This is a genomic window from Campylobacter sp. S4:11, assembly GCF_024723695.1.
Taxonomy (GTDB): domain Bacteria; phylum Campylobacterota; class Campylobacteria; order Campylobacterales; family Campylobacteraceae; genus Campylobacter_D; species Campylobacter_D jejuni_C.
Map to the genome: position 1 here is coordinate 49,336 of NZ_JANQDC010000007.1, position 25,020 is coordinate 74,355.

Sequence of the window (25,020 nt, forward strand, 5' to 3'; positions counted from 1 at the left end):
GAAGTGGAGCGGGAAACGAGATTCGAACTCGCGACCCCAACCTTGGCAAGGTTGTGCTCTACCCCTGAGCTATTCCCGCATTTTGAAAGTAGAGTGTGATTTTATCAAAACTTTATTTTATTGTCAAGTTTTTAAAATTAAGGAATGTTTTTTGCTTGTGATTATTAAATTTTAAAAGGAGCAACTCATGCAAGTAAATGATAAAAATAGTCCGCTAGCCCTAAACAATATGACAAAAATCAAAGAAAAAAACACATCTTCAGATGAATTTCAAGCTACACTTAATGCACTTAAAGACAAAGAGGAAAAAGAGTATAAAAAAGATAGCAACAATGCTTTTAGTAATACAGATTTAAATATAGGTTCGATTTCTAAAGATTATAGCGTATATGCTTGGGAGAAATTACGCCAAAGCAAATACCAAAAAAATGAAGAAAAAATTCTAAACAGTCTTTTAAAAATTTAAATTGAGAAAAAAATGAATATTTCTAATAATTTTCAACAATTATTTTCACATAATCACAAAAGTCAAGACAAAAAAACATCTCTTTATGATTTACCTTTTGATTATCTAATAAAGCAAAATAAAAAACTTGCCGAAGATAAAATGAAAAAATACAAAGAAGAATTAGTTTTTAATGAAGAAACAAAACAATATGAAAAGAAAATGGTTTTAGATGAGCAAAGCTATAAAGAACAAATTAAAATCAAACTCGAAGAACAAACCAAAGAAAAAGTTAATCAACAATTAAATAACAAAATAACATCAAAAACAGAAAATTTAAACACTGTACAAGGCTCAGGTTATGATAACTTAAAACACAGCACAAGCTTTTGGCAGTTTAAAGAAAAACAAAATCAAAAAGAAGAAAAAGCTTTTAATGTGTTTTCAGCTCCAATACATAATGCTTAAATTTTTAAAACTTTAACTTCTTGATCTTTTACTAATTTTGTATCATCAATTTGCGTGATTAAAATATGTGTGTTTTCACATAAAGGTTTTAGCATACCTGAGCCAAATTTAGCTTCACTTGATTTAAAATACCCATCGACTAATTTTCCAAAAGCAAAATCATTTCTTTGACCTTTGAAATTTAAATCTTTAGTCAATCTTGCTTTATCAAATTCCAAAAGTTCTTTACCATAAAGTAAATTGAGTATATTTTTTGCAAAAATATGCGTTGAAACTAAAGAGGCCAAAGGATTTCCTGGTAGGGCTAGAAAAAGCATATTGCTTTTGCTAAAAAGTTTTACATGCTTACAAAGTTTAGCATTGACTTTTTCAAAAATAGGGCTAAAATCACACTCAAGCAAAGCTTGTTTGATAAAATCAGCCTCACCCACGCTAGCTCCACCACTGCTTATAAGCATATCAAATTCTTTATTTTTTAAAAGCTTTTTATATGCATTTAAATCATCTTTTATAAGTCCTAAATACTCAACATCAGCATAATCTTGCAAAATAGCATAAATTCCAAAAGCATTTGCATTATATATGCTATATTCATCAGCATTTTCCCAAGGTTCTACAAGCTCATCTCCACTTGAAAAAATTCCAATACGCATTTTCTTAACTACTTTTAACTCATAAATTCCTTGAGCAGCAAGCATAGCTACCATACCTGAGGTGATTTTTTGCCCCTTTTTAAACAAAAGCTCTCCAAGCTTTGCTTCCTCGCCTTTAAAACGGATGGCATTGTTTTCTTTAGCGTTTTTAGCGTTGAGCTTTTCATCTTCAAGCAAAGCTTCTTCAAACATTAAAATAGTATTTGCATTTTGAGGAATTTTAGCCCCTGTCATGATTTTATAGCATTCATTTTTTTCTATAATATAATCATTTTTATCGCCTGCTAAAATGCTTCCTTTTATTTCTAGCAATTCATTCTTATGTGTATAATTTAATGCATAGCCATCTAGGGCAGAATTATCAAAAGCGGGTAGGTTTTTTTTCACAAAAACATCTTCATATAAAATACACCCCAAAGCCTGTGTCAATTTTACTCTTTGAAATTCATTTTTTGCTTTGATTTGTTCTTTTAAAAAATCTAAAGTTGCAAAAATATCTCTCATTCTTCAAGCCTTCTTATACTTGCACCTAGTTTTTTAAATTTTTCTTCTAAATTTTCATATCCTCTATCAAGATGATAAATTCTATGAATTTTACTTGTGCCTTTAGCTGCTAAAGCTGCTAAAATCAAAGCAGAAGACGCACGCAAATCAGTAGCCATAACATCGGCCCCCAAAAGCTCTTTAGTGCCATTTATAGTAGCAATATGCCCATTTAATCTTATATCAGCTCCCATTCTTAAAAGCTCACTTACATGCATAAAACGATTTTCAAATAACCTCTCATCAATAATACTTGTGCCATTTGCTTTTAAAGCTAAAGCCATAAATTGTGCTTGCATATCTGTTGGAAAGCCTGGATATTCGCTAGTTAAAATTTCAACTGGTTTGATTTCTTTAGCAGGATTTATACTAATACTATCTTCATTAATATCAAAACTAAAGCCCATTTGCTCTAGCTTTGCTAAAACTGCGCTAAGATGGCTTGCATTGACTTTTTTTAGAGTGATTTTTGAGTTAGTGATAGCTCCTGCACACAGATAAGTTCCTGCTTCAATACGATCGGGAATGATTTCAAAAGGTTTAAATTCTAAAAGTTCTCCACTTGTGCCATAAATTTCAAGCTCAGAAGATCCTATGCCTTGTATATCAAGCCCAGCTCTAGCTAAAACCTCACAAAGTTGCACTACTTCAGGCTCTTTAGCAACATTTAAAAGTCTAGTTTTACCATGAGCTAGGGCTGCTGCCATGATGATATTTTCACTACCTGTAACAGTGATTTTATCAAACATCACATCAGCACCTTTAAGCCCTCCACTAGCTACTACATAACCTTGTTTGATCTCAATATTAGCTCCCATTTTTTCTAAAGCTAAAAGGTGTAAATCAATAGGGCGTTGGCCTATAGCACAACCTCCTGGTAAAGAAACTTCACAATTTCCAAATCTAGCTAGTAAAGGCCCTAAGGTAAGTATAGAGGCACGCATTTTACGCACGATGTCGTATTTTGCTATGGTTTTATTTAGATGTTTTGTATTTATTTTCGCAAAATTGTCTTTAAAAGTATAATTTGCTCCTAAGTTTTCAAGCAAAGAAAGTAGGGTACAAATATCTGCTACATTTGGTAAATTTGAAATTTGAACTTCATTTTTAGCTAAAATACTTGAAGCTATCAAAGGAAGTGCAGCGTTTTTTGCACCGCTTATTATCACTTCTCCATTTAACTTTTCAACACCATCAATCTCTAAATAAGTCATTAATTTTCCTTAAAATATATACATAATGATATAATAATATTTTACTACAAATATTATATAAATTAATAAGATTAAAGGTGTTTTTTGGGAGTTTTTCTAGTCATACTTGGTGGAATATTTTGGGCTATAAGTGGGGTTTTGGCTGAGTATTTGTTTAAAAATCATTATTCTGCTGAATGGGTAAGTTTTTATCGTTTGCTTTTTACCGGCGTTATTTTAATAATTTTGGGTGTAAAAAATTTCAAATTAAAATTACTAAAGCAAAAACAAGAACTTAGCTCTCTTTTAATTTTTTCTATCTTTGGTTTATTGATAACTCAATATGGTTATTTTAAAGCTATTTATTATACCGATGCAGGAACTGCCACGATGATACAATACAACGCACCATTAATCATAATGCTTTTTATGTGTTTTAAAAATAAAATTTTTCCTAAAAAAGTAGAACTAATCGCTTTATTTTTAATACTTTTTGCTTTATTTTTACTTATAACAAATGGGGATATTAACAACTTAAAACTTGATATAAGAGGTGTTATTTGGGCTTTTTTTGGAGCTCTTGGAGTAGCGTTTTATTCTTTGAGTGCTAGGCTTATTATAGCAAAATATGGCTTATTTTTAATCATGGGTTTGGCTAGTTTATTTGCTTCCTTTTTGCTTTTTGTATTATTACAAGGAAATATCCCAAAACATGATTTTTCTTTAAATTCCTTTTTGGCTATGAGTGGAATTATACTTATAGGCACAATAGGGGCTTTTTGTTTATATTTAAAAGGAGTTGAATTAATAGGAGCTTTTAAAGCTAGTATGATAGCTTGTATAGAACCTGTGGCTGCTGCTTTTATGAGTTTTTTATTTTTAGGAACTATTTATAGCGTAATTGATCTTTTTGCTTTTGCTTTGATCATTCTTAGTGTGTTTTTAAATGCTAAAAAACATTAAAATCATTGCATAGCTTGCATGGCTTGAGATAACATTTGCATTATTCTTGCATAAATACTTTGCATTTGCGAATTTAAACTTTGAATTTGAGAATTGATCATTTGAGCTTTTTGTGGATCTTGGCTTGACTGTAATTTTGCATTTAATTCTGTTATTTTAGCTTGTATTTTAGAAAATTCTTTATACAGTTTACTTAACTCATCTTCTGATTTTTCTCCATTTTGACTTTCTTTAACACTTTTTTCAAGCTCTTTTATACCTTGAGTAAATTTAAACTCTATAAAATTCTTGCTCTCTTTACTTTCTTTTTCTTCTTTTTGAGTGTTTAAAACATAAGGATTGATTTTACTAGCATAATTATTTATTTGCATGATATATCCTTTCTTTTAAAGGATATATCGGATTTTTTTATAAAAAATTAATTTCTATCGTGAAGTTTTTTTGCTACTTCTGCGGCCAATTTTAGCTTTTCATTATCAAAGTGTGTATAAATTCTTGAAGTATTTAAGCTTGCATGGCCTAGTGCTTCTTGGACTAAAACTAAATCTTTTTGCTCTTTATAAAGTAGGGTAGCAAAAGTATGTCTTAGCATATGGGCTCCATTTTTTTGCTTGCGAATTCCTGCTTTAAATAAAATTTGTTCTACTATGCGCGAAACATAAGCTTGGGTTAGGGCCTTGCCATTGCGATTGACAAATAAAAGTCCATCACAAGAAAGATAATTTACTCTTACATCTTTTAAAAGATGTTCTATAAGCTCTTTTTTAATCATCACAACGCGGTATTTATTGCCTTTAGCTCTAATGCGTATAATATAAAGATCATTTTCTTCACTAATATCTTTTAATTTTATATTAATAGCCTCGCTAACCCTAATTCCTGTAAAAATGATGATTTTAATAATCAAGCGATTGCGTATAGTGTTGTTTTTAAAATCTGTATTATCAATAGCATCTAAAAATTTACTCACTTCATCTTCGCTCATATATTCAGGTAATTTAACTCCTTTAGAGCCACTTATACCTGCCCAATTTTTAAGATTAATATCAAAAATATGTGCCTTTTGATCTTCTTCATTTTGTTTATCTAAAAATGCAAAAAAATTAATCACAGCTATACGATAATTTTTCTTACTCGCATCAGATAAAGAAGCACTAATACTTGCTAAAATTTCCACCAAAAGCTCTTCATCGATTTGTTTTAGTGAATAAAGCTTGTAAAATAACAAATACTCATAAAGTTTTTTCAAAGGATTAAAATACGTATTTACACCACTAAGTCCTGCATTTCTTGCTTTTTTTACATAAGCATCAAGCTCTTGTATATTTTTAACACCCTTACTTAAGGCTAAATTTACTACAGCCAAAGTTTGAGGGTCTTTTAATTCTTTATTTGATAAAGAATTTAGTTTAAATTTCACATATCTACAAAGCCAAAACAAAAATGACTTTTCAAAATTTTCTTCACAATCTAGAGGATATTTCATCGCTCATTCTCCAAGGCTATCAAAGTAGCCATTTTAGCATGAATATATGCACTATCAAATAGCTTTTTAGAGCTTTCTTTTACAATTAAACCAAGTTCAGTACAACCCAATATAACTCCTTGAACTTGCGGAAATTGAGCAATCACATCATCTAAATATTTTTTTGAGTCTTTATTTATAATACCCTTACAAAGCTCATTAAAAATGATATCATTAAGTTTTAAAATATCATCATTTTTGGGAATAAAAACTTCGATCTTTGAGTTAATTAAAAGTTGTTTATAAAAATCTTCTTGCATAGTGTATTTTGTCCCTAACAATAATACTTTATCGATGTTTTGCTCTTGAAGTTCTAAAAGCATAGCTTTAGCTATATGTAAGATAGGAATTTGAATGTTTTTTTGTATATTTTCATAACATTTATGCATAGTATTAGTACAAATTAATATAAAATCAACTCCACATTTTTGCAAAAGTAGGGCATGTTGGGTTAAAATTTCACTTGCTTTTTGCCAATCATTCTTACGTTGACATTCTTCTATCTCTTCAAAATCAACACTAGTTAAAACTATCTTGGCACTATGTAATTTTCCTAATTTTTCATTTGTTAATTTATTGATAATTTCATAATAACTAAGTGTGCTTTCATAACTCATTCCACCTATTAAACCTATGGTTTTCAAACTTTTTTTCCTTTTAAAACTAATATAAAAATTATAAAAAAATCTTACTTAAAAAATATCAAGCTATAATTATAAAAACAAAATAGGACAATGATATGTTTTTTAAGAAAAAAATCGTGCAAAAGCAAGTAAAACAAAACAATATTTTAAAACAAGATAATACTTTAAATAATGACTTTACACAAGAAAAAAGACTTTATGAATTTAGAGAAAATATGAAAAAACTTAGTAAAGATGAAAATAGTGCTAAACTTTTAGCAAGACAACTTTCAAGACTAATCCAAAAATCCAAATAAAACCAAAAATTCCATACAAGCTAAACTTTTATATTTATTTTCCTTTTTACTCATCATTTTAGCTTTTTTAGTCTATAAAAATATTTTAATTTAAACTTAATATATATGTAAAATTATATGATAAATAGTAAAATCTTGAAATTATATATATTTTGTATTGAAAACTATAATTTTCAAACTTTTATATTTATCTGTTCTTTCATAGATGGAATGTATTTTTAAATACCTATAATATAGTAATTTAAAGCATTTTAATTTTTGAATTAAAATAATTTATCCATAAAAAAATAAGTATAATTTTTTGAAAAATATTATAAGTTATTTTATGCAGTTATGAAAGACTAAAGATGTATATTTTTTATTTCAGATAAATTTTAGTTTATATTTTTGCTTAAATAAAATTGAAGTTAAAAATGTAGATTAGCTATTTTCTTGACTTTTAGGATAATCAAAAAACACAACTTCCCCGCTGTATTCTTTTATATCTTTAAATTCTTTTATATCAAATTGCATACATAAAATAGCAGAAGTTGGAAAGTTTTCTAAATCTATATGAGCTAAATACTCACAAAGTTCTTGTAATAAAGGATTGTGCATAATTAGCACTACCCTACTCTCTTTTAATTCTTTTATAAAATTTAATACATCCTCTAAATTACCATCATAAAAGCTTTTTTCTATCTTAATATCTTTTTCTTTTAAAGAAAAGCTTTTGCAAAGTTTTTGCGCTGTTTTTATACAACGCCTAGCAGGACTTGAGATAATGCTTTGAGCTTTAAATTCTAAATCTTTAATCCTATAAATCATAGTTTTTAGATCATCTTTTCCACTAGAACTAAGCTCTCGTTGCAAATCTTGATCATAATTTTCTTTTTGAGCCTTGGCATGACGGATAAAATAGATATATTTCATTTTATAACCTTAAATTTACCCAAAACATATCCGCATATAAAGCCAAAAATATGCGCATACCAAGCTATATTTACACCCATAAAAATAGGTACAAAACTCATTAGTAATATAGCTACGATAAGTCCTTTAGTGGTAGTTTTATCCAAATATGCATAATATCCCATTAAAACACATATAGCACCACTTGCACCCACTACATTTACAAAACTACCATCAAAGCTTAAATACACATAAAAAGCACTAAGTAAAGAGCAAAGAATTCCGCCAATTAAATAAAGCAAAGCAAATTTAAAACTTTTTAAATACTTTTCAAGCATAGAACCAAATTGAAAAAGCACTATCATATTTAAAATCAAATGAGGCCAATTTCCATGCATAAACATTGAGCTTAGAATTTGCCAGTAAAATCCTTGAAAAAAAAATAAATTTAAACCCAAAATAGCATCTAAATTTAAAGATCCAAAATAAAGATAATTCACAAAGACAAATATCACAATATTTAAAGCGATTAAAAAAGAAGCTACCATTGCCCTACTTTGTATTTTTAATAATTATAACAAAAAGCTATTTAAATTCTAGCTTACACATAAAATTCACACTAATAAGATACAATATCGTCAAAAAATAAAATAAGGTTAAAAATGAAAAAACTAGCTTTAGCTTTTTTGATTAGTTTAAATACTCTTAATGCAGGTATAGTCATAGCACCTGATTCTTTACCGGTAAATATCAAACAATTTATTAAAGATTATTTCAATGCAGAAATAGGTCTGGTAGAACAAGATGGTTATTCTTATGAAATTTATTTAAGCGATGGAAGCGAGATTGAGTTTTCACTTAATGGAGAATTTAAAGAGGCTGAAAATTTTAGATCGCTAAATTATGCGATTTTACCCCTAGCAATACAAAATACCATTAAAAATATCTACCCTAATACAGCAATCATAGAGATAGAAAGAAAAATTTCTTATTATAAAATCAAACTTAATAATCAAATGAAACTTTACATAGATGATAATGGGACAATTTTAAGACAAAAATTTGATGATTAAAAGCTTATTTGATTTTACTCAAATAAGCAAGTTTTGAATTATTTTTCCAAAAAGGTTTTAACTCATCATAACTTATAAAAATTTCAATTACTCCTGTTGAATAAGGAGCTATATCATAAGGTTCCCATATCAAAGTCAATCCATTTTTTCTCACTTCGAAAATTTCACTTATTTTAAGCTCTTTAATATCAAATAACTCATTTTCATTATATAAACTTAAAATCTTTTGCTTAATCATATTCTGAAAATCTTCATTTTCTATTTTTAACTCATTTTTCAATCTAAGAAGTTTCATATCATCAATGCTATAAGTTTTTCTTAAAAAATTAGTCATACCATGAGCACCACCTTTATACTCATAAATATTTTTTCCCAAAGAGATAATATACTCATCTTGATAAAATATATAAGCTTGAGAAAAAAACTCATTATTAGAAATATCTTCTTTATTCCATTTATCAAAACTTTCTTTTGCTTTTTGTTTTAATGAATTTTTATCTAAATTCTCATTAAAATCATCAATAATTTTTTCTAAATTTTTATTTTGGCTTGATAATTTTAATATATCTTCACTAAAATCAAACTCAATATTCTTATTGTCTTCTACTTGTTTTTGTTCTTTAAGTGATAATTGATAAACACTCGCATTAGATTTATCAGCTAAAAAGTTAAATTCTTTTTTTATACCATCTATTTTACATAGAGCTTCAAATTTATTTTTATATATATCTTTTAAAATGCAAGTTCCAAAATCTGCTATATCTATATAATACTCATCATTTTTAGCACTACCCCAAAAACTGTATTGTTTTTGTTTTGTTTGGACAAATCCATAGCTAGTGTTACTTTTACTAGAGCTATATAGATAAATATCAAATTCCTTTCCTTCTAAAATATTTAAAGTAAATGTATTTTCATTATAAGCATACAAACTCACACATAAACTTAAGCTAGAAGCAATCTTTTTAAACATTTAATCCCCTTGCACTCTTACAATCAAACTTTTTGGTAATTTAAAATATTCAATCCATTCTTGTTCTTTTTGCCTCATCTGTCCTTGATCTATCTCATGATCATATCCTTGCAAATGAAGCATAGCGTGTATAAAAAGCAGTGCTATTTCCTCTTTTTCGCTATGTTTATATTCCATAGCCTTTTTACTTACTTCATCTAAATTTATCACTATACTGCCAAGTAAATTTTCACAATTTTGTACTAAGGGAAAAGACAAAACATCTGTAGTTTTATCTACTCCCCTTTGATTAAGATTAATTTCATGCATGGTTTTTTCATCTACCAAAACAAGTTCTATATTTTGATCACTCATTTTTTTAGCAATTTTTTCAAGAAAAGAAATATCCATTTCTTCTTCGCAAAAAATCATTATTATCCTTTTAATTTTATAATTTCAAATTATATCAAAATTAAGGAAAAGTATGAAAAAAGCTCTTTGTATTATAAGTGGCGGTATGGATAGTACTTTATGTGCATATTTAGCCAAAAAAGAAGGATATGAAATCATTGCTTTACATTTTGACTATAACCAGCGCACCATGTTTAAAGAAAGAGAATGTTTTAATAAAATTTGTGAAAAACTTAGTATAAAAACAAAATATATTTTAGATGTTTCATTTATAGCAAATATCGGTGGTAACTCTTTAACAAATTTAAATTTAGAAATCCCCAAAGAAAAACTACATGAAAAAGAAGTTCCAAACACTTATGTTCCTTTTAGAAATGGCATTTTTTTATCTATTGCAGGGGCTATAGCTGAAAAAGAAAATTGTGAAAGTATTTTCATAGGAGTAGTGCAAGAAGATAGCAGTGGTTATCCTGATTGTAGTGCTAATTTCATACAAAAAGCAAGTGAGTTTATCAATGAAGGCACAACAAAAACTTATAATGTTGCAATTAAAACCCCATTAGTTCATCTAAGTAAAGGACAAATAGTTGATTTAGCCTTAAAAGAAAAGGTAGCCTTAGAGCATACTTGGTCTTGCTACGAAAGAGAAGATAAGGCTTGTGGTAAATGTGATAGTTGTTTATTAAGATTAAAAGGCTTTAAAGAAGCTAATGTGAAAGATTTTATAGAATATATTTAAAAATTTATTTTCATTTTATTTTCATTTGTATAATTTGCATTTTTAAATATTAAGGAGAAAACATGAAAAAATTACTACTTGGTTCTTTTTTAGCTGCTTCTATTTTAGCAAGCAATGCTTTAAGTAAAGAATTTATTCTAGATAAAGCTCATACAAATGTAGCTTTTAAAATCAAACATTTACAAATTAGTAATGTAAATGGAAATTTTAAAGACTATGATGCGGTGATTGATTTTGATAGTGCTAAATTTGAATTTAACAAACTTCAAGCAAATGTAAAAGTTGCTTCTATAAATACTGAAAATAAAGCAAGAGATGCTCATTTACAACAAGATGATTTTTTCAAAGCAAAAACTCATCCAAACATCACTTTTACCATGAGTAAATATGAAAAAATTTCTAACGAAAAAGGTAAAATGTATGGCTCATTAAATATTGCTGGTATAAGCAAAGATATCGTTTTAGATACTGAAATTGGTGGGGTTATCAAAACAGATAGTGGCAAAGAAAAGGCAGGATTTACTTTGCAAGGACAAATCAAAAGAAGCGATTTTAAATTTGCTCCAGATACTTCTAGTTTAACACTTAGTGATGAAGTACAAATCAACATCGAAGCAGAAATTAACGAAAAATAATTCAAAAAAAGCATTTTACATTAAAGTAAAATGCTTTTAATTTATTTAGCTAACCAACCTTCTTTTTCCCATACTTTTTGCGCTTCTTTACTTTGTGTAAATTCTATGAATTCAGCTACTTTTGGATTTTTTAGACCTTTTTGTGTTGGTACTATTTCAGCGGCTCTATAAATAATTGAGTTTTTATCTGCTTTAATAAATTTATTTTCTTTCTCACCAACTGCTTTAATCCAATGTGTCCAAATAATTAAAGCGTCAATATTTGGATTATTTTTCCACTCATCAACTGCAGCTTTTGAATTTTTAGCATATACTTTGATGTTTTTTCTAAGTTTTTCTAGATTTTCAATTTTTCCTGTTTTCAAAGTCATATCCTCATACAAGCCAACCTGCCCCGCTCCATCAACTACCATAACATTAACACCATCTTTTAAAAGATCTTCAAATTTTTTAATTTTTTTTGGATTATTTGCTCTTACAATCATGCCCGAGCCCCTAGCATTTAAAACTTGAACATCTTGTATTTTAATTTGTTTTGGCATTGCTTTAATAAATCCATCCATCATAGATGTATTGCCAGAATAAATAATATCAGCATCCATTTTTGCTTGTTTAATCCATTTAGGCGTTGGTCCTGCATTAATAATAACTTTTTCACCATGTTTTTCTTCAAACTGTTTTGCAAGTTCTTTTAAAACAGGAGCTGGACCACCTGGACCATAAACTAAAATTTCAGCATTCAATGCAGCTGCAGCAAATAAACTTAAAAATAAAAATTTTTTCATATTTTTTCCTTTAAATTAATAAAATAAAATTAGAAATATATCTTTTTAAAGTTGATATTTTTTTAATCAAATAAACTAATTTTTTTCTCTCGTGCTAAAAAATACTCCAAAAACTCTTCTTCGCTTTCTTTGATCAGACAATATTTAAAATCAAAAAATTTCTTTAATTCATTTAAATTTGCATAAGAAAAATCACAAAATAGTGAATTTTTTAATGCTATTTTAAAATCTTTAACGCCTTGAAAATTTTGTGCTATAAAATCAAAATCTTTTTCATTTTCTACAAGTAAAACTACTCTAGAACTACCCCCAAAAGCACAAATTTCATTTTTTGAGTTCAAAAAATAGGCTTTAAAAAGTTCTAATTTTTTATCATTAAAACAAAAAGATAATTTTTGACTTTCTATAAATTCAATAAAACTAGCAAAAACATCTGCATAAAAAAATGCAAACTTTAAATCTTTAAAATACAAATTTTTACAAAGCAAACTCGTTTGAAATAAAGACTTAGAACCTAAAATTTCATATTTACAAGCTTTTAAGGTATGAAATTTTGATTTTAATTTTAAAATAAATTTTTCATCATCAGAACAAAAGAAAGTTTTTTCTTTTGAATTTTTTAAAAGATCAAAATCTAATAAAATATTTGAGTTTAAGACTTTAAAATTAAATGCCTTTGCAAATTTTAATTCTGTATGATTACAGTATAGAAATTCATAAGATTTTTCTTCACATAAAAATCTAAAAAGTCTAAAAATAGCTTTTTCAAGATCATCAACTTGAAGATAAAACACATCTTTATCTTCAAAATTTAATTTTTTTTCGCTTACTATAACATAGGCACCAAGTTTTATAGCAAAACTTGCTTGTTCGTTATTTTTAGCAAAAAAAACACTTGCCTGTTTGACTTTATTTAAATCTATACTAAAATCATAAACACTAGAAGTTGCTCCATGGTTTAAAACTTGGGCATTAACAAGCTCAACAAAATTAGAAATATTCATTTAGCCTATTAAAGCTCCATTTTCAATAAAGCTTTGTGGGCTAATTAAAACTAATTTTTCATCTTTTTGAGCACTTAAAATCATACCTTGGCTTTCATGGCCAAAAATTTTAGCTTTTTTTAAATTTGTAATCACACAAACTTGCTTGCCTATTAATTCACTAGCTTTATAAAATTTAGCAATACCCGAAAGTACTTGTCTTAACTCACCATTTTCAAGTTCAAGTTGAAATTTTAAAAGCTTTTCGCTACCCTCTATATTCTGACAATCTTTTACTAATGCTACTTTAATTTCGATTTTTTTAAAATCATCTATTTTAATTTGAGGCAAACTTGGCTTTTCTTCTGCTTTTTCTTCTTTTTTGCTTTCTTGGGTTAATTCAACTTTTGGAAATAAAGCTTCACATGCACTTGATTTTAAATCACATAATTGATTGTTTAAGATTAATTTTTGGTAATTTTCATTTGAAATTTCAAAATTTAAAGCTTTGGCAATTTTTAAAGCTGTTTTTGGCATAGCAGCTGAAAGTAAAATAGTAACTTTTGTTAAAATATTAGCACACAAAGCCACTAAGGCATTAGCTTTTTGCATTTGATCATTTTTAATTAAATTCCAAGGTTCATATTTGCTAATACTTAAATTTGCTAAAGATAAAGCCTTGAAAAGCTCTTCTAAATAACGATTTGGTTGGATATTTTCTAAAGCATTAATTGCATTATCTAAATACTCTTTACATTCATTTAATTCTTGATTAAAATGCAAATTCACATTTTTGCATTCAATAATATTTTGAGAATACTTAGCACTCATACCAATAATTCTATTTAATAAATTTCCAAGCTCATTGCTTAACTCTGCATTGATTCTAGTGATTAGTGCTTTTTGTGAAAAATCCCCATCATTGCCAAAAGGAACTTCTCTGAGTAAAAAATATCTAAAAGCTTCTAAACCAAAAGTATCTGCCACTTCTTTAGGTGCTACTACATTACCTTTAGATTTGCTCATTTTTTCACCATCTTTAGTCCACCAACCATGTGCTGCTACAAATTTAGGCAAAGGAAGCTCTAAACTCATCAAAAACGCAGGCCAATACACTGCATGAAAACGTAAGATATCTTTACCTACAAAATGAATATGAGCAGGCCAAAGATCCATATTTTTATCATCAAGTCCATAACCCAAAGCACTTACATAATTCATCAAAGCATCAAGCCAAACATACACCACATGTTTTTCATCATTTAATTCTTTTGGAAGCTTTATACCCCATTCAAAACTCGTTCTTGTAATAGAAAGATCTTTTAAACCGCCTTCTACAAAGTGGATTAATTCATTAGCCTTATTTTTAGGCAAAATCGGCTCTTTTTCTTTATACCATTTAAGAATTTGATCTTGATATTTAGAAAGCTTGAAAAAATAACTTTCTTCTTTTAAAAGCTGTGTTTTTTTACCACAATCTGGACAATGACACTCATTTACAAGCTGAGTTTGGGTAAAATAACTCTCACAAGAAACACAATAAAAGCCTTCATAAGTTCCTTTATAAATATCACCTTTATCAAACATTTTTTTAAATGCTTTTTGTACACTTAATTTGTGGTTTTCATCTGTAGTTCTAATAAAATAATCATAAGAAATCTCAAACTCATCCCAAAGTTTTTTAAACTTAGAACTGATTTCATCTGCATATTCTTTAGGGGTAAAATTTCTAGCATTAGCAGCTTGCTCTATCTTTTGACCATGTTCATCTGTACCTGTTAAAAAGAATGTTTTTTCTCCTTGCAAGCGATAAAATCTAGCCAAAGTATCTGCTATAATCGTAGTGTAAGCATGTCCTATGTGTGCCACATCATTTACATAATATATCGGAGTAGTAATATAACGCATTTTCAACCTTTAATTAAAAATCAAATCCACCTTCTTTACCTTTAGACATACTCTTATAAACTGCATCAATATACTCTTTTCTTAAAGAGCATTCAAAAATCAAAGAGCAAGGTAAACAAGATTTTAAGTTTTTATCGTTTTGACAAGCTTGAAGTTCGTTTTTTTTAACTTCCAAAGCTAGTTCAAATTCATCTTTAACTTCAGCCATTAAAGCCCTTTATAAGCTTGTTTTAGTTTTTCAATTTCATATTTTGAACCCAAAAAGCATGGCGTACTTGCATGGATTTTCTCAAATTCTAAATCAAGCAAAGAATCATTTTCTCCATTAGTAGAAAGCCCTCCTGCTTTTTCAAAAATAAAAGCAAAAGGAAATACCTCAAAATATGCTCTTAATTTTCCATTTGGCGCATCACTTGTTGCAGGATATGAAAATAATCCTCCACCTTTGAGTAAAATTTGGTGTAAATCGCTTACCATGGCACCTGAATATCTTAAGCGATATCCTTCATCAAATAAAACTTTTATAAAAGCTCTATGAGTATTTGACCAATTTTTTTGTGTTCCACCGCTTGCATTTAATTTACCTTTTTCATTTAATTTTAAATCCTTAACAAAAACAAATTCATCTTTTTCATTTAACCTATAAAGCTTAGGAGTGTCTATGCACACTATAAACTCTAAACGCACACCATAAATAGCATAAACTGCTGCTTTTAGATTTTTTGCACTAGCCTTTTGCTCATAAATAGCAAAAATAGAACCTATAGCAAAATTCACATCTACCAAAGATGAACCATCTAAAGGATCATAAGCAACAATGTATTTTTCATTTTCATTGATTAATAATTGCTCTTGCTTTTCCTCGCTAATTAAGCTTTTTATACCTTTGCTTTGCTTTAAAATTCTAGTGATAATCTCATCGCTTTTTACATCAAGTTTTAATTGATTATCTCCGGTTGCATTTTGAGAAGTAGTATAATCAAAATCTTTTAAATATCTAAGTTCTTTTGAAATTTCAATCACTGCTTTTTGTATATCGTTAATTAATTCTTGCATATTTTACCCCTATACTTTTTTTGAATTTTTTAATATAAAATCACAAATACTTTCTAAATCATCCAAATAAAGCCAAGTTAAATTTTTATTTTCGATTTTCCCATAGCTTGCAATAGCCTTAGAATAAGCAAAATAGCTCTCATCTACTTCTTTGCAAAAAACACTAATTCTTGGCATATCTAAGGTTTTTAAGCCCTCTATAAATAAAAAATCAAATTCCCCTAATTTAGAAATAGCTTCATCTAAAGTACTTGGAGAATGTGTAAATAAAGTTGTCCTTGTAGGGCTTAAAACCATTACATCAGCACCACTTTGAAAAAATTTAAAACTATCTTTTTTTGCTATATCAAAGCTTGCTTTATCTTTTGGATCATGTTTTATAATGCATACTTTATAATTTTGCTCCATAAAATACTTAGCTACTTGAGTAATTAAAGTTGTTTTACCTGAATTGGAAGGCCCACTAAAAGCCATTGCTAATCTTTTCATAACTTCCTTAAATCAAAGAAAATAAACAAAATTATATCTTTTTAAAAGTTAAAAGCTTATAATTATAAAAAAATTAGGAATAAAATATGAAAAAAATTTATATGATTATTTTCTTAACACTTATTTTTACTGCATGCTCAAATAAAACTCAAAAACAAAGCGAAATCAATTTAAAAAGCCAAACTCTTATGTATGCACAAAAAATCAATTTTAATTATAAAGATAATAGAGTAGTTGCTTTATTAAGCTATCTAAATCCTGTATTAGATGAAAAAAGTCAACAAGAAGTTTTTGTGCTTAGTTTTTTACCAAATATCAACATCAATCAAGAGCAAATTTCAATACTCATAAATGGAGAAAAAACTAACTTAAAAGTCTTAGATCAAAATGATGAGTTGTTTAAATATATCGTCAAAAGTGATTATGCAAGTTATTACAAAATCACCCTTGATGAATTAGTGCAAAAACCTATTTTGCAACTTGATTTGTGTTTTGAGAATCAGTGTTTTGAGTTAAAGTTTCAAAAAATTTCGAAATCGGTGTATTATCGTTCAGAAGATGTAAATACACAATATAATTAGCTAAAACTTTCTTAGCATACACCCTACTTTCTGCATAAGGAACTAGTTCCATAGATAAAAATGGCTCGTACTTTCCTACTCTAAACATATCTTCTCTTTTAAGCATTCTAGTGGTAAACCCTATACCTCCATTATAAGCATATGCAACAAAAACCGGAGAATTAAGTTTAGATTCTAAATAATCTAAATGATGATTTGCAAAAGTATAAGCTGTTTTTGGATCAAAAAGCATATCTTGGTCAAAATTTGGAATTTGTAACTCTTTATTACCTATATGATTAGCTAAAAATGGAATAAATTGCATAATACCCAAAGCATAAGAAGTTGAAATGGCTGTTGGTATAAAGCGACTTTCTTGTCTAGCTAAAGCTAAAATCATAGCCTTTCTTTGCGTAGAATAATCCTTTAAATATTCAAAATAAGGCATTATAAAATAATGCTTTTTAAAACCCTCAGCTCTTTCTTTAATATAAGCATAAATAGCGATGTTTTCTTTAGTATAAAAATCTTTGGCAAGCTTTTCTAACTCATTAGGAGTGCCTTTTGCAATTTCTTTTGCAAGTTTTTGCCAAGCAAAAGGATCCTTCATATCAAAATCATTTTTTTGTTTTTTTGGCTTTAATTCTTCTATTTTAGGCAAAGGCAAGCCCTTTAACTCTCTTGCATAAAGACTATAAATATTTAAAGAATCACTTTGAGCAAGCTCATCAAGATACTTTTTATCTTGAGTGATTAAATAAATCCAAAAATTTGCATTATCTGCTAAAGGCTTGCTTTTAAAGGTATCTTTTGCTACTTGGAAAAATTCCAATGCTTTTTTATCGTCATTTTCTAAAATAGCATTCACACCTAAGTAAAATGCATTATCTTGAAAAGTTAAATTTGCATCCACATTGACCAAAGATTTTCTTATCAATGGACTTTTTTTCTTAATGATAATTTCTTTTACAAAATTTGTAAATTCTTTTTCTTTTGCTAATTCATCAACAAAATCTTTTTCTAGGAAAAAATCCTTTTTATCTTTTAAAAAGCCATAAATTTTATAAAAATTTGCACTATCATAATTTAAAACTGCATAACTTAAAGGATCTTTAGCGTTAAAAGCTTCTAAAAGCTTTACTAAATTTGGATTATCCTGTGGGATATTTTTTTTCATCTCATTACGCACTGAAGCATTAAGATCTTGTATAAAAGTTAAACTGTTCAATCTTATAAGCTGACAAGTAGCATTAGCATCTAAGATATTTTGCGTGTTAAATTTATAACAAGCTTCATATTCTTTATTATATCCCAAAGGTGGAATAATAGCTTCAATGGCATTTTTAATACGCCCTGCATAACGATAAATATGTTCTTTTAAACCTTCGACTTCTTCTTTTTTAAATTCATTTTTTTCTAATAAACGATATAAATAATAATCCTTAGCCAAAGAATTTGGTTTTTGCTCTAATTCTTTATAAGAATACATAGCACTATTTGCAAAAACTACTCCAGCCAAAAGTAATACTACACTTTTTTTCAACACTTATAAACTTCCTAAAATTAAATTTGATAAAAATATTTGAATAAATTTTAATCCTAAAATAATAATCAAAGGTGCTAAATCAATGCTTCCTATAGTAGTAGGAATAAATCTTCTTACAAAAGCATAAGCAGGATTAGTTAAACGATATAAAATTTGCACTATAGGATTGTACGGATCAGGCCTTACCCAAGAAATCAATGCAGCAATGATTATAATCCAAACATAAATTTCAATCACTAAAGAAAAAATTTGTACCAAAGACACAATCAAACTTGTTCCAACTCCCATTTTACTCCTTTATAATTTCTTTGATAAAAGGCTTGATTAGAGTATAAATTTCACTCATTTCAGGCCCGTGAGTAGCCCCTGTTAATACTAAACGCAAAGGCATAAAGAAATTTTTTCCTTTTAAATTTGTTTTTTCTATTAAAATCTTTTTGAACTCATCATATTCTTGAGGTAAATCCAAATCTTTTAAAACTTCTTTAATCAACTTACATTCATTTTCAAATTCATTATAATTTTTAACTGCAAAAATGGCTTGTATTTTTTCTCTTATCTCATTTAGCGTGCTAGCTTCTTGAGTGTAAAATTTTGCAAGCTTCGCTACATCTTTGCCTAAATTTAACAAAGAATTTAATTTATCATTATCAAGTATTTTTATATGCTCGCGGTTAATTTGCATTAAACGCTTAGTGTCAAATCTTGCTGGAGATTTTGAAACTTTTTTCAAGTCAAACCATTCTATAGCTTCTTCTAAAGTAAAAATCTCTTTTGGGGTTTTATTACCCAAAAGGATTAAATAATTTGCAATAGCACTTGCTAAATATCCATTATCAAGCATCCATTTCACGCTAGAATGAGCCTCTCTTTTGCTCATTTTAACACCTTCTTCATTTAAAATGATAGGCAAATGTGCATAAGTCATGCTTTTATCATAACCCAAACTAGCTCTAATATGCTCTTGCTTAGGAGTATTTGAGACATGATCTTCACCCCTTATAATACAAGTAACACCTTCTAGCATATCATCAACCGCACAAGCAAAATTATAAGTTGGGGTTTTATCCGCTCTCATAATCACAAAACTATCAATATCTTCAGGATTAAAACTAATTTCACCTTTAATAAAATCAGTAAATTGCATTTGCGATTGAGGTTTTTTAAGACGAATTACGAAAGGTTTTTCACAATTTAATACATCAATATCTGCTAATTTTTCACAAGTACCATCGTATCTGTATGCTTGATTTTTACTTTTAGCTAATTCTTTTTTATGAGCTAATTCATCCTCAGTACAAAAACAAGCAAAAGCTTTTTTTTCACTTACTAACTTTAAAGCCATTTGACGATGAAATTTCAAATTCTCACTTTGCACATAATAATGCTGCCAAGTTATACCAAATTCTTTTAAAATAGCTTTTATTTCTTCTTCTTTTCCAGCAATATTTCTAGCATTATCCGTATCTTCAATACGCAAAATAAAATCTGTATTTTCTTGTCTTGCTTTAATATAATTAAACAAAGCTGCTCTTAAATTTCCAATATGCATATCTCCAGTAGGCGATGGTGCAAACCTATACATTATCTATCCTTTTAAAACTTTTTTATCATTATACAATTAAATACTTGCTATTTATTTTAAAAAAAAACAAAGTTCACACAAAATTCACTCAATATTTATATGATTTTACAAATAATTCAATTCAAAGGATAAAAAATGAAATTAAAAATAGCTTTAATGGCATTAGCTCTAGCAAGTTGTGTTTTTGCTAAAGATATGGTTGTAGGTGTAAATGCTTTACCAGCAAATTCTAAAAATTTTATACAAAAACACTTTACAGGCTCAAACATAGCTTTAGTTAAACAAGACATTGATAGCTTTGATGTTTATTTAGACAATGGAACTGAACTTGAGTTTTTCATCAATGGAGATTGGAAAGAAATTGATGCAAAATACAGACCGATTGATACTTCTTTTTTAAGTCCAAATGTTTTGGCAACAATTAAAAAAATGCACCCAAATGCAAGCATAATTAAAGTTGAAAAAGAAATTCAAGGTTATAAATTTAAACTAAATAATATGATGGAAATTTATACTGATGTAAATGGAAATTTCTTAGGACAAAAATTTGATGATTAAAAATTAAGCTAAGCTTTTTGCTTAGCTTTTGTAAGAATTTAGAGCAAGCTCTTGTATATTATAATTAGCAACTCTCTCATAAGTAAAGCCTTTTTTCTCTAAAAAATCAAGTAAAATTTTCTCCATTTTTTCTAAAGCATTCAAGACTTCTTTTGAAAGTTTAAAACTCAATGGTTCTATGCGTTTTGGCACACAAGCTAAAATTTGAGTTTTAGGTAAATCTCCCATAAGCTCCATGTATTGTAAAGTTTGAAGCATTTCAACCTCATGCGCACTACCACTCCAGTTAACTTTTTTTGGCATTGCATCATAAGGAAAGAAAAAAATATCTCCGATCTTAGCATCATCTGCTGCAATACAATCAATCACAATCATTTCATCATATTCAGCTATAATATAGCTAAGTTGTAAAGCCAAAGTTCCACCATCTACAAAACTCACTGAGTCTTTTTCATGATAAAACTTATAATTTTTTTCTAAAAGTTTGCAAAGATGAACGCCTAAGCCCTCATCTGCAAACATAATATTACCAATACCTAAGATTAGAAGTTTCAATGATTTTCTCTTACAAATTTATAACCACTAAAGATAGCATCTAAAGCACCATCTTTACCTTTAACTGAGTTAAACACAGCCATATAAATATGCACTGGAACAAAAATCAACACAACCCACATTAAAATTCTATGGTAAGTTCTAACATCAGCCAATCCACCTAGCATTACCTCAATAGGTCTTAAGATATTGTATAAAAATCCACCCAAGCCTTCATGATATACATGCATATAAAGGATTAGACCTGTTAAAATAAGCCCAAACATAACAAGATAAAAGAAAAAATAAGTTGCAAATTGCAAAGGATTATACACACCTTGTAAATGCGGGTGTTTTCCTAGGAAAATGTAAAATTTAATCTGCTCTATCCATAATTTTACATTAAAAATATCTTTAATACTTCTTCTTTCGTTTGCACTTTTTGGATCAAAAAAGAACAAATATGTTTTAAAAAGCACACAAGCTATCATAATAAAACCAAAAATTTGGTGCACCATGCGGTATTTTGCCTGCATAAATAAAGTCGGTTCAGATGAAACAGAAGGAGATTGAAATACATAAGAAATATAATATCCAGTTCCCACTAAAATCACGATTGCAACCGCTCTTAACCAATGTGTAAAACGAAGGCCGATACTAAATTCGTATTCAGCCTTTCTGTTTGATTTTAAGGAATGTTTAGAATCCATACTAAAGTCCTTTCCTTATAAATTTACATTTACTTTATACTCGCTAAGATTATTACCTTTAGTATCCATTACATGCACAGCACATGCTATACAAGGATCATAAGAGTGAATAGCTCTTATTACTTCTAAAGGCTGTTTAACATCAGCTAGTTTCATACCGATAAGACATTGCTCATAGCTACCACCTACTCCATTTGCATCTTTTGGACTTGCATTCCAAGTAGAAGGTACTACTGCTTGCCAATTTTCAATTACACCATTTTTAATTCTACACCAATGACTCAACGCACCACGAGGCGCACTTCCCATAAATCTACCTTTGTACTCTTTGTTTTTATCGATTACATAAGTAGCACAAGTACTTTCATCTGTTTTTAAATTTTCAACCAAAGAATTAAATGCTTTCAAGCCATGATCAGCAATGATTTTAGCTTCAATTGCTCTAGCACCCGTTCTTCCTAAAGTACTCATAAGTGCTTTAACTGGTAAATTCGTAGCTTTTAAGAATGAATCAACCGCTTCTACTACGATTTTATTACCCTTAGCATAATTAACTAAAATATTTGCTAATGGTCCAACTTGCATAGGTAAATTTTCATATCTTGGAGCTTTAATCCAGCTGTATTTGCCTTTGGTATCAAATACCTTACTATGAACCATATTACCTTTATCATCAATACTTTCGCCATCAATTAAGCCTGTATAGTTTGGATTAGTTTTACCATCATAAGGGTGTAAAGCTTCATTATCTGCATACCAAGCTCTTGTAGCTTCCTCGGTGATTTTAGCTTCATCTACTTCTTCAACTTTACTCAAATCACCATTTCTAATAATACCACCTTCAAACAACCATTCATCACTTGAAACTTGGAATTCTCTCTCGGTATAGAAATTATTTACCCCTACATCGTTTAACACGCTTGCTTCTTTAGAATAAGCTTTTGCAGCCATGATTAAATCCGGATAATAAGCACGATTAATAAAATCAGCAACTTCTTGGAATTTAGTCATATATTCAGCCATTCTTGATGGGTTTAAAAGATCCATAACACAAGTTACACCACCTACAGTTAAACTTTGTGGATGAGGATTTTTAGCACCAAAAATCGCCATAGCTTGAGCTATTGTTCTTTGAATTCTTAAACATTCTAAATAATGTGAAAGTGCAATAAGGTTTTGCTCAGGAGTAAAGCGATAAGTCGCATGTCCATAATAAGCATTTGCAAACGGTCCAAGATTTCCTTTATCTACAAAGGTTTTTAGTCTTTGCTGAACTTCTAAAAGTTTATCTGCACCTGTTGCATAAGGCATATCAGTATATTTAAATGCTTCATCGCTTGCTTTTTTTACATCAGCACTTAAAGCACTTACAACATCAACAAAATCAAGTCCATGAAGTTGATAAAAATGCACAGGATGATCATGCATATATAAAGCTGCATTCATTAAAGTTCTAGTTAAAACTGCGTTTAATGGTGGAGTGATACCTAAAGCATTTTCCACTGCAATAATTCCTGCTCTATAATGCGAAAAAGTACAAACACCACAAATTCTTTGAGTTAAAAAGCCTGCATCTCTTGGATCACGGCCTTTTACAATAGTTTCTAAACCTCTCCATAGAGTTGATCCTGAATATGCTTCTTTGATAACATTGTTTTCATCAACCACCACTTCAACTCTTAAGTGTCCTTCTATTCTAGTAAGTGGATCTATAATAATTCTTTTTGACATTCTTAATCCTTATTCTTTTCTAATGAAGCAATCACAGCATGTGCAGCAACAGCAACACCTGTTACACAAAGCACGCCTATACCGATTTTATCTGAAATGCTATCAGCACCCAAGCCATAAACAGTATCAAATAATCTTCCTGCCATCACTTCTTCAAAAGGCCCCATAGTATCCCAAAAATCAGGCTCAGAACAACCTATACAACCATGTCCAGCTTGTACCGGCCATGAAGTATGTTGATTAAATCTTTCTTTTGAGCAGTTATTAAAAGTATAAGGTCCTTTACAACCTACTTTATAAAGACAATATCCTTTTTTTGCCCCTTCATCACCAAATTGTTGTACAAACTCACCCGCATCAAAGCGTCCTCTTCTTTCACAAAGATCATGAATTCTTAAAGCATAAGCCCATTTTGGTCTGTTATAAGCATCAAGCGCTGGTAATGTTTGATACAATATATAATGAATCACATTACCTATAATGTTTTTCTCACTTGGAGGACAACCTGGAACATTAATAACTGTTTTATTTGTAACTTTACTTAAACTCACAGCATTACTTGGATTAGGTCTAGCAGCTTGAATACCACCAAAAGCTGAACAGGTACCTATAGCAAAAATAGCCAAAGCATTATCACAAGCTTGAACTGCTATTTGCTTACCTGTTTTACCGTGTGGTCCTATAGTTAAAAAGTTTTCTGTGACACCTGTTGGTATACCACCTTCTACCATTAAAATATATCTACCTTTGTATTTTTCCATAGCAGCTTCAAGATTATGCTCAGCTTGCCAACCTGCTGCACCCATTATAGTTTCATGATATTCTAAAGAAATATGATCAAAAATTAAACTATCTATAGTAGGAGCATCACTTCTTAATAAACTCTCAGAACATCCTGTACATTCAGCCATATGAAGCCAAATCACTGGAAGTCTATCACTAAGCTCAGCAGCTCTTGCAACTACTGGAGTAAAGCTAGCAGGTAGTGCTAAAAATGCAGTCATTGCACTAGCCCATTTCATAAAATCTCTTCTTGAAAAACCTGATTGCTCCAAGGCTTTAGAGATGGAAATCTCATTTTTCAAAAGAGGAAGTTTTTCTAATGCGTCTAAACGGCGATTAAAAATATCTAAATCACTCATTT

31 protein-coding genes and 1 tRNA gene are annotated in these 25,020 nt (G+C 28.9%); 9 read left to right on the forward strand and 23 right to left on the reverse strand.

Features of this window, described 5'->3' with window-relative positions; genetic code table 11:
• Positions 1-4: 4 nt before the first annotated feature.
• Positions 5-79, reverse strand: a tRNA-Gly gene (locus tag CAMP5053_RS03805).
• 108 nt (positions 80-187) lie between these two features.
• On the opposite strand from CAMP5053_RS03805, the gene CAMP5053_RS03810 reads away from it, so the two are divergent.
• Together CAMP5053_RS03810 and CAMP5053_RS03815 are read left to right on the forward strand one after the other, a co-directional pair.
• Positions 188-466: a hypothetical protein gene (locus CAMP5053_RS03810; protein ID WP_214135981.1), complete on the forward strand. Its 279-nt coding sequence runs from the start codon at positions 188-190 to the stop codon at positions 464-466.
• 12 nt (positions 467-478) lie between these two features.
• Positions 479-913, forward strand: coding sequence for a hypothetical protein (locus CAMP5053_RS03815; protein WP_214100641.1), 435 nt, complete (start codon positions 479-481; stop codon positions 911-913).
• On the opposite strand, the gene CAMP5053_RS03820 is transcribed toward CAMP5053_RS03815, so the two are convergent.
• Together CAMP5053_RS03820 and murA are read right to left on the reverse strand one after the other, a co-directional pair.
• On the reverse strand, positions 910-2,070 hold the full coding sequence (locus CAMP5053_RS03820) for a molybdopterin molybdotransferase MoeA (RefSeq protein WP_337217302.1): 1,161 nt from the start codon (positions 2,068-2,070) through the stop codon (positions 910-912). The genes CAMP5053_RS03815 and CAMP5053_RS03820 overlap by 4 nt on opposite strands.
• On the reverse strand, positions 2,067-3,323 hold the full coding sequence (gene murA, locus CAMP5053_RS03825) for a UDP-N-acetylglucosamine 1-carboxyvinyltransferase (protein ID WP_047208267.1): 1,257 nt from the start codon (positions 3,321-3,323) through the stop codon (positions 2,067-2,069). Before murA ends, CAMP5053_RS03820 begins: the two co-directional genes overlap by 4 nt.
• An 84-nt stretch (positions 3,324-3,407) precedes the next feature.
• Between murA and CAMP5053_RS03830 the strand changes: the two genes are divergently transcribed.
• Positions 3,408-4,265: a DMT family transporter gene (locus CAMP5053_RS03830; protein ID WP_214126480.1), complete on the forward strand. Its 858-nt coding sequence runs from the start codon at positions 3,408-3,410 to the stop codon at positions 4,263-4,265.
• A 2-nt stretch (positions 4,266-4,267) separates the two neighbouring features.
• On the opposite strand, the gene CAMP5053_RS03835 is transcribed toward CAMP5053_RS03830, so the two are convergent.
• From CAMP5053_RS03835 to CAMP5053_RS03845, 3 genes are read right to left on the reverse strand one after another with little or no spacing between them, the layout of a single operon-like run.
• Complete coding sequence (locus tag CAMP5053_RS03835) at positions 4,268-4,636, reverse strand: hypothetical protein (RefSeq protein ID WP_337217303.1); 369 nt, start codon at positions 4,634-4,636, stop codon at positions 4,268-4,270.
• Between the two features lie 47 nt (positions 4,637-4,683).
• Positions 4,684-5,751, reverse strand: a complete 1,068-nt coding sequence (locus CAMP5053_RS03840) for a tyrosine-type recombinase/integrase (RefSeq protein ID WP_337217304.1) — start codon at positions 5,749-5,751, stop codon at positions 4,684-4,686.
• Positions 5,748-6,434 carry an aspartate/glutamate racemase family protein gene (locus tag CAMP5053_RS03845; RefSeq protein WP_337217305.1) on the reverse strand — a complete coding sequence of 229 codons (687 nt, stop codon included), beginning with the start codon at positions 6,432-6,434 and terminating at the stop codon, positions 5,748-5,750. The genes CAMP5053_RS03840 and CAMP5053_RS03845 overlap by 4 nt, the downstream gene beginning before the upstream one ends.
• A 95-nt stretch (positions 6,435-6,529) precedes the next feature.
• Here CAMP5053_RS03845 and CAMP5053_RS03850 point away from each other — a divergent pair, with 95 nt between their 5' ends.
• A complete protein-coding gene (locus CAMP5053_RS03850; protein WP_214100634.1) occupies positions 6,530-6,730 on the forward strand; it encodes a molybdenum cofactor biosynthesis protein in 201 nt (66 codons plus the stop codon).
• Between the two features lie 420 nt (positions 6,731-7,150).
• Here the strand turns inward: CAMP5053_RS03850 and CAMP5053_RS03855 are convergent, their stop codons facing one another.
• Together CAMP5053_RS03855 and CAMP5053_RS03860 are read right to left on the reverse strand one after the other, a co-directional pair.
• Positions 7,151-7,642 carry a SixA phosphatase family protein gene (locus CAMP5053_RS03855; RefSeq protein WP_087699589.1) on the reverse strand — a complete coding sequence of 164 codons (492 nt, stop codon included), beginning with the start codon at positions 7,640-7,642 and terminating at the stop codon, positions 7,151-7,153.
• Positions 7,639-8,169, reverse strand: a complete 531-nt coding sequence (locus tag CAMP5053_RS03860; protein WP_337217306.1) for a rhomboid family intramembrane serine protease — start codon at positions 8,167-8,169, stop codon at positions 7,639-7,641. The genes CAMP5053_RS03855 and CAMP5053_RS03860 overlap by 4 nt, the downstream gene beginning before the upstream one ends.
• Before the next feature lie 114 nt (positions 8,170-8,283).
• On the opposite strand from CAMP5053_RS03860, the gene CAMP5053_RS03865 reads away from it, so the two are divergent.
• The gene (locus CAMP5053_RS03865) at positions 8,284-8,694 is read left to right on the forward strand and encodes a PepSY-like domain-containing protein (RefSeq protein ID WP_214100842.1); all 411 of its coding nucleotides are present in this window, start codon (positions 8,284-8,286) and stop codon (positions 8,692-8,694) included.
• 4 nt (positions 8,695-8,698) lie between these two features.
• Here the strand turns inward: CAMP5053_RS03865 and CAMP5053_RS03870 are convergent, their stop codons facing one another.
• Together CAMP5053_RS03870 and ybeY are read right to left on the reverse strand one after the other, a co-directional pair.
• Positions 8,699-9,667: a DUF3298 and DUF4163 domain-containing protein gene (locus tag CAMP5053_RS03870; protein ID WP_337217307.1), complete on the reverse strand. Its 969-nt coding sequence runs from the start codon at positions 9,665-9,667 to the stop codon at positions 8,699-8,701.
• Positions 9,668-10,078 (reverse strand): rRNA maturation RNase YbeY, encoded by a 411-nt coding sequence (gene ybeY / locus CAMP5053_RS03875; protein ID WP_337217308.1) that lies wholly within the window; start codon positions 10,076-10,078, stop codon positions 9,668-9,670. It abuts the gene before it with no gap.
• Positions 10,079-10,130: 52 nt separating this feature from the next.
• Here ybeY and queC point away from each other — a divergent pair, with 52 nt between their 5' ends.
• Positions 10,131-10,796, forward strand: coding sequence for a 7-cyano-7-deazaguanine synthase QueC (gene queC / locus CAMP5053_RS03880; RefSeq protein WP_337217309.1), 666 nt, complete (start codon positions 10,131-10,133; stop codon positions 10,794-10,796).
• Between the two features lie 62 nt (positions 10,797-10,858).
• Positions 10,859-11,431, forward strand: a complete 573-nt coding sequence (locus tag CAMP5053_RS03885; RefSeq protein WP_337217310.1) for a YceI family protein — start codon at positions 10,859-10,861, stop codon at positions 11,429-11,431.
• A 41-nt stretch (positions 11,432-11,472) separates the two neighbouring features.
• Here the strand turns inward: CAMP5053_RS03885 and CAMP5053_RS03890 are convergent, their stop codons facing one another.
• From CAMP5053_RS03890 to mobB, 6 genes are all read right to left on the reverse strand, one after another.
• Complete coding sequence (locus CAMP5053_RS03890; RefSeq protein ID WP_337217311.1) at positions 11,473-12,216, reverse strand: substrate-binding domain-containing protein; 744 nt, start codon at positions 12,214-12,216, stop codon at positions 11,473-11,475.
• A 62-nt stretch (positions 12,217-12,278) separates the two neighbouring features.
• Positions 12,279-13,220, reverse strand: coding sequence for a hypothetical protein (locus CAMP5053_RS03895; RefSeq protein WP_337217312.1), 942 nt, complete (start codon positions 13,218-13,220; stop codon positions 12,279-12,281).
• Entirely contained in the window at positions 13,221-15,107 is a 1,887-nt protein-coding gene (gene metG, locus CAMP5053_RS03900) for a methionine--tRNA ligase (protein WP_214126443.1), read from the reverse strand.
• Positions 15,108-15,120: 13 nt separating this feature from the next.
• Positions 15,121-15,315, reverse strand: coding sequence for a hypothetical protein (locus CAMP5053_RS03905; protein WP_087699572.1), 195 nt, complete (start codon positions 15,313-15,315; stop codon positions 15,121-15,123).
• Positions 15,315-16,163, reverse strand: a complete 849-nt coding sequence (locus tag CAMP5053_RS03910) for a class 1 fructose-bisphosphatase (protein ID WP_337217313.1) — start codon at positions 16,161-16,163, stop codon at positions 15,315-15,317. Before CAMP5053_RS03910 ends, CAMP5053_RS03905 begins: the two co-directional genes overlap by 1 nt.
• A gap of 9 nt (positions 16,164-16,172) precedes the next feature.
• Positions 16,173-16,652, reverse strand: coding sequence for a molybdopterin-guanine dinucleotide biosynthesis protein B (mobB, locus tag CAMP5053_RS03915; RefSeq protein WP_087699568.1), 480 nt, complete (start codon positions 16,650-16,652; stop codon positions 16,173-16,175).
• A gap of 86 nt (positions 16,653-16,738) precedes the next feature.
• Between mobB and CAMP5053_RS03920 the strand changes: the two genes are divergently transcribed.
• Positions 16,739-17,233 carry a hypothetical protein gene (locus CAMP5053_RS03920; RefSeq protein WP_214100587.1) on the forward strand — a complete coding sequence of 165 codons (495 nt, stop codon included), beginning with the start codon at positions 16,739-16,741 and terminating at the stop codon, positions 17,231-17,233.
• Here the strand turns inward: CAMP5053_RS03920 and CAMP5053_RS03925 are convergent.
• Genes CAMP5053_RS03925 through gltX form a run of 3 tightly spaced genes read right to left on the reverse strand, consistent with a single transcriptional unit; the run spans position 17,121 to position 20,343 of the window.
• The gene (locus tag CAMP5053_RS03925) at positions 17,121-18,758 is read right to left on the reverse strand and encodes a lytic transglycosylase domain-containing protein (RefSeq protein ID WP_337217314.1); all 1,638 of its coding nucleotides are present in this window, start codon (positions 18,756-18,758) and stop codon (positions 17,121-17,123) included. The genes CAMP5053_RS03920 and CAMP5053_RS03925 overlap by 113 nt on opposite strands.
• A complete protein-coding gene (locus tag CAMP5053_RS03930) occupies positions 18,759-19,046 on the reverse strand; it encodes a YggT family protein (RefSeq protein ID WP_012661430.1) in 288 nt (95 codons plus the stop codon).
• Between the two features lies 1 nt (position 19,047).
• Positions 19,048-20,343 carry a glutamate--tRNA ligase gene (gene gltX, locus CAMP5053_RS03935; protein WP_087699564.1) on the reverse strand — a complete coding sequence of 432 codons (1,296 nt, stop codon included), beginning with the start codon at positions 20,341-20,343 and terminating at the stop codon, positions 19,048-19,050.
• 135 nt (positions 20,344-20,478) lie between these two features.
• On the opposite strand from gltX, the gene CAMP5053_RS03940 reads away from it, so the two are divergent.
• Positions 20,479-20,901 carry a PepSY-like domain-containing protein gene (locus tag CAMP5053_RS03940; RefSeq protein ID WP_087699562.1) on the forward strand — a complete coding sequence of 141 codons (423 nt, stop codon included), beginning with the start codon at positions 20,479-20,481 and terminating at the stop codon, positions 20,899-20,901.
• Between the two features lie 21 nt (positions 20,902-20,922).
• Here the strand turns inward: CAMP5053_RS03940 and CAMP5053_RS03945 are convergent, their stop codons facing one another.
• The 4 genes from CAMP5053_RS03945 to CAMP5053_RS03960 are packed head-to-tail and all read right to left on the reverse strand — an operon-like array spanning position 20,923 to position 25,018.
• Positions 20,923-21,456 carry a HyaD/HybD family hydrogenase maturation endopeptidase gene (locus CAMP5053_RS03945; protein WP_087699560.1) on the reverse strand — a complete coding sequence of 178 codons (534 nt, stop codon included), beginning with the start codon at positions 21,454-21,456 and terminating at the stop codon, positions 20,923-20,925.
• Complete coding sequence (cybH, locus tag CAMP5053_RS03950) at positions 21,453-22,145, reverse strand: Ni/Fe-hydrogenase, b-type cytochrome subunit (RefSeq protein ID WP_039618201.1); 693 nt, start codon at positions 22,143-22,145, stop codon at positions 21,453-21,455. Before cybH ends, CAMP5053_RS03945 begins: the two co-directional genes overlap by 4 nt.
• A gap of 15 nt (positions 22,146-22,160) precedes the next feature.
• Positions 22,161-23,876, reverse strand: a complete 1,716-nt coding sequence (locus tag CAMP5053_RS03955) for a nickel-dependent hydrogenase large subunit (protein WP_039618199.1) — start codon at positions 23,874-23,876, stop codon at positions 22,161-22,163.
• A gap of 2 nt (positions 23,877-23,878) precedes the next feature.
• Positions 23,879-25,018, reverse strand: coding sequence for a hydrogenase small subunit (locus CAMP5053_RS03960; protein ID WP_337217315.1), 1,140 nt, complete (start codon positions 25,016-25,018; stop codon positions 23,879-23,881).
• Positions 25,019-25,020 lie beyond the last annotated feature (2 nt).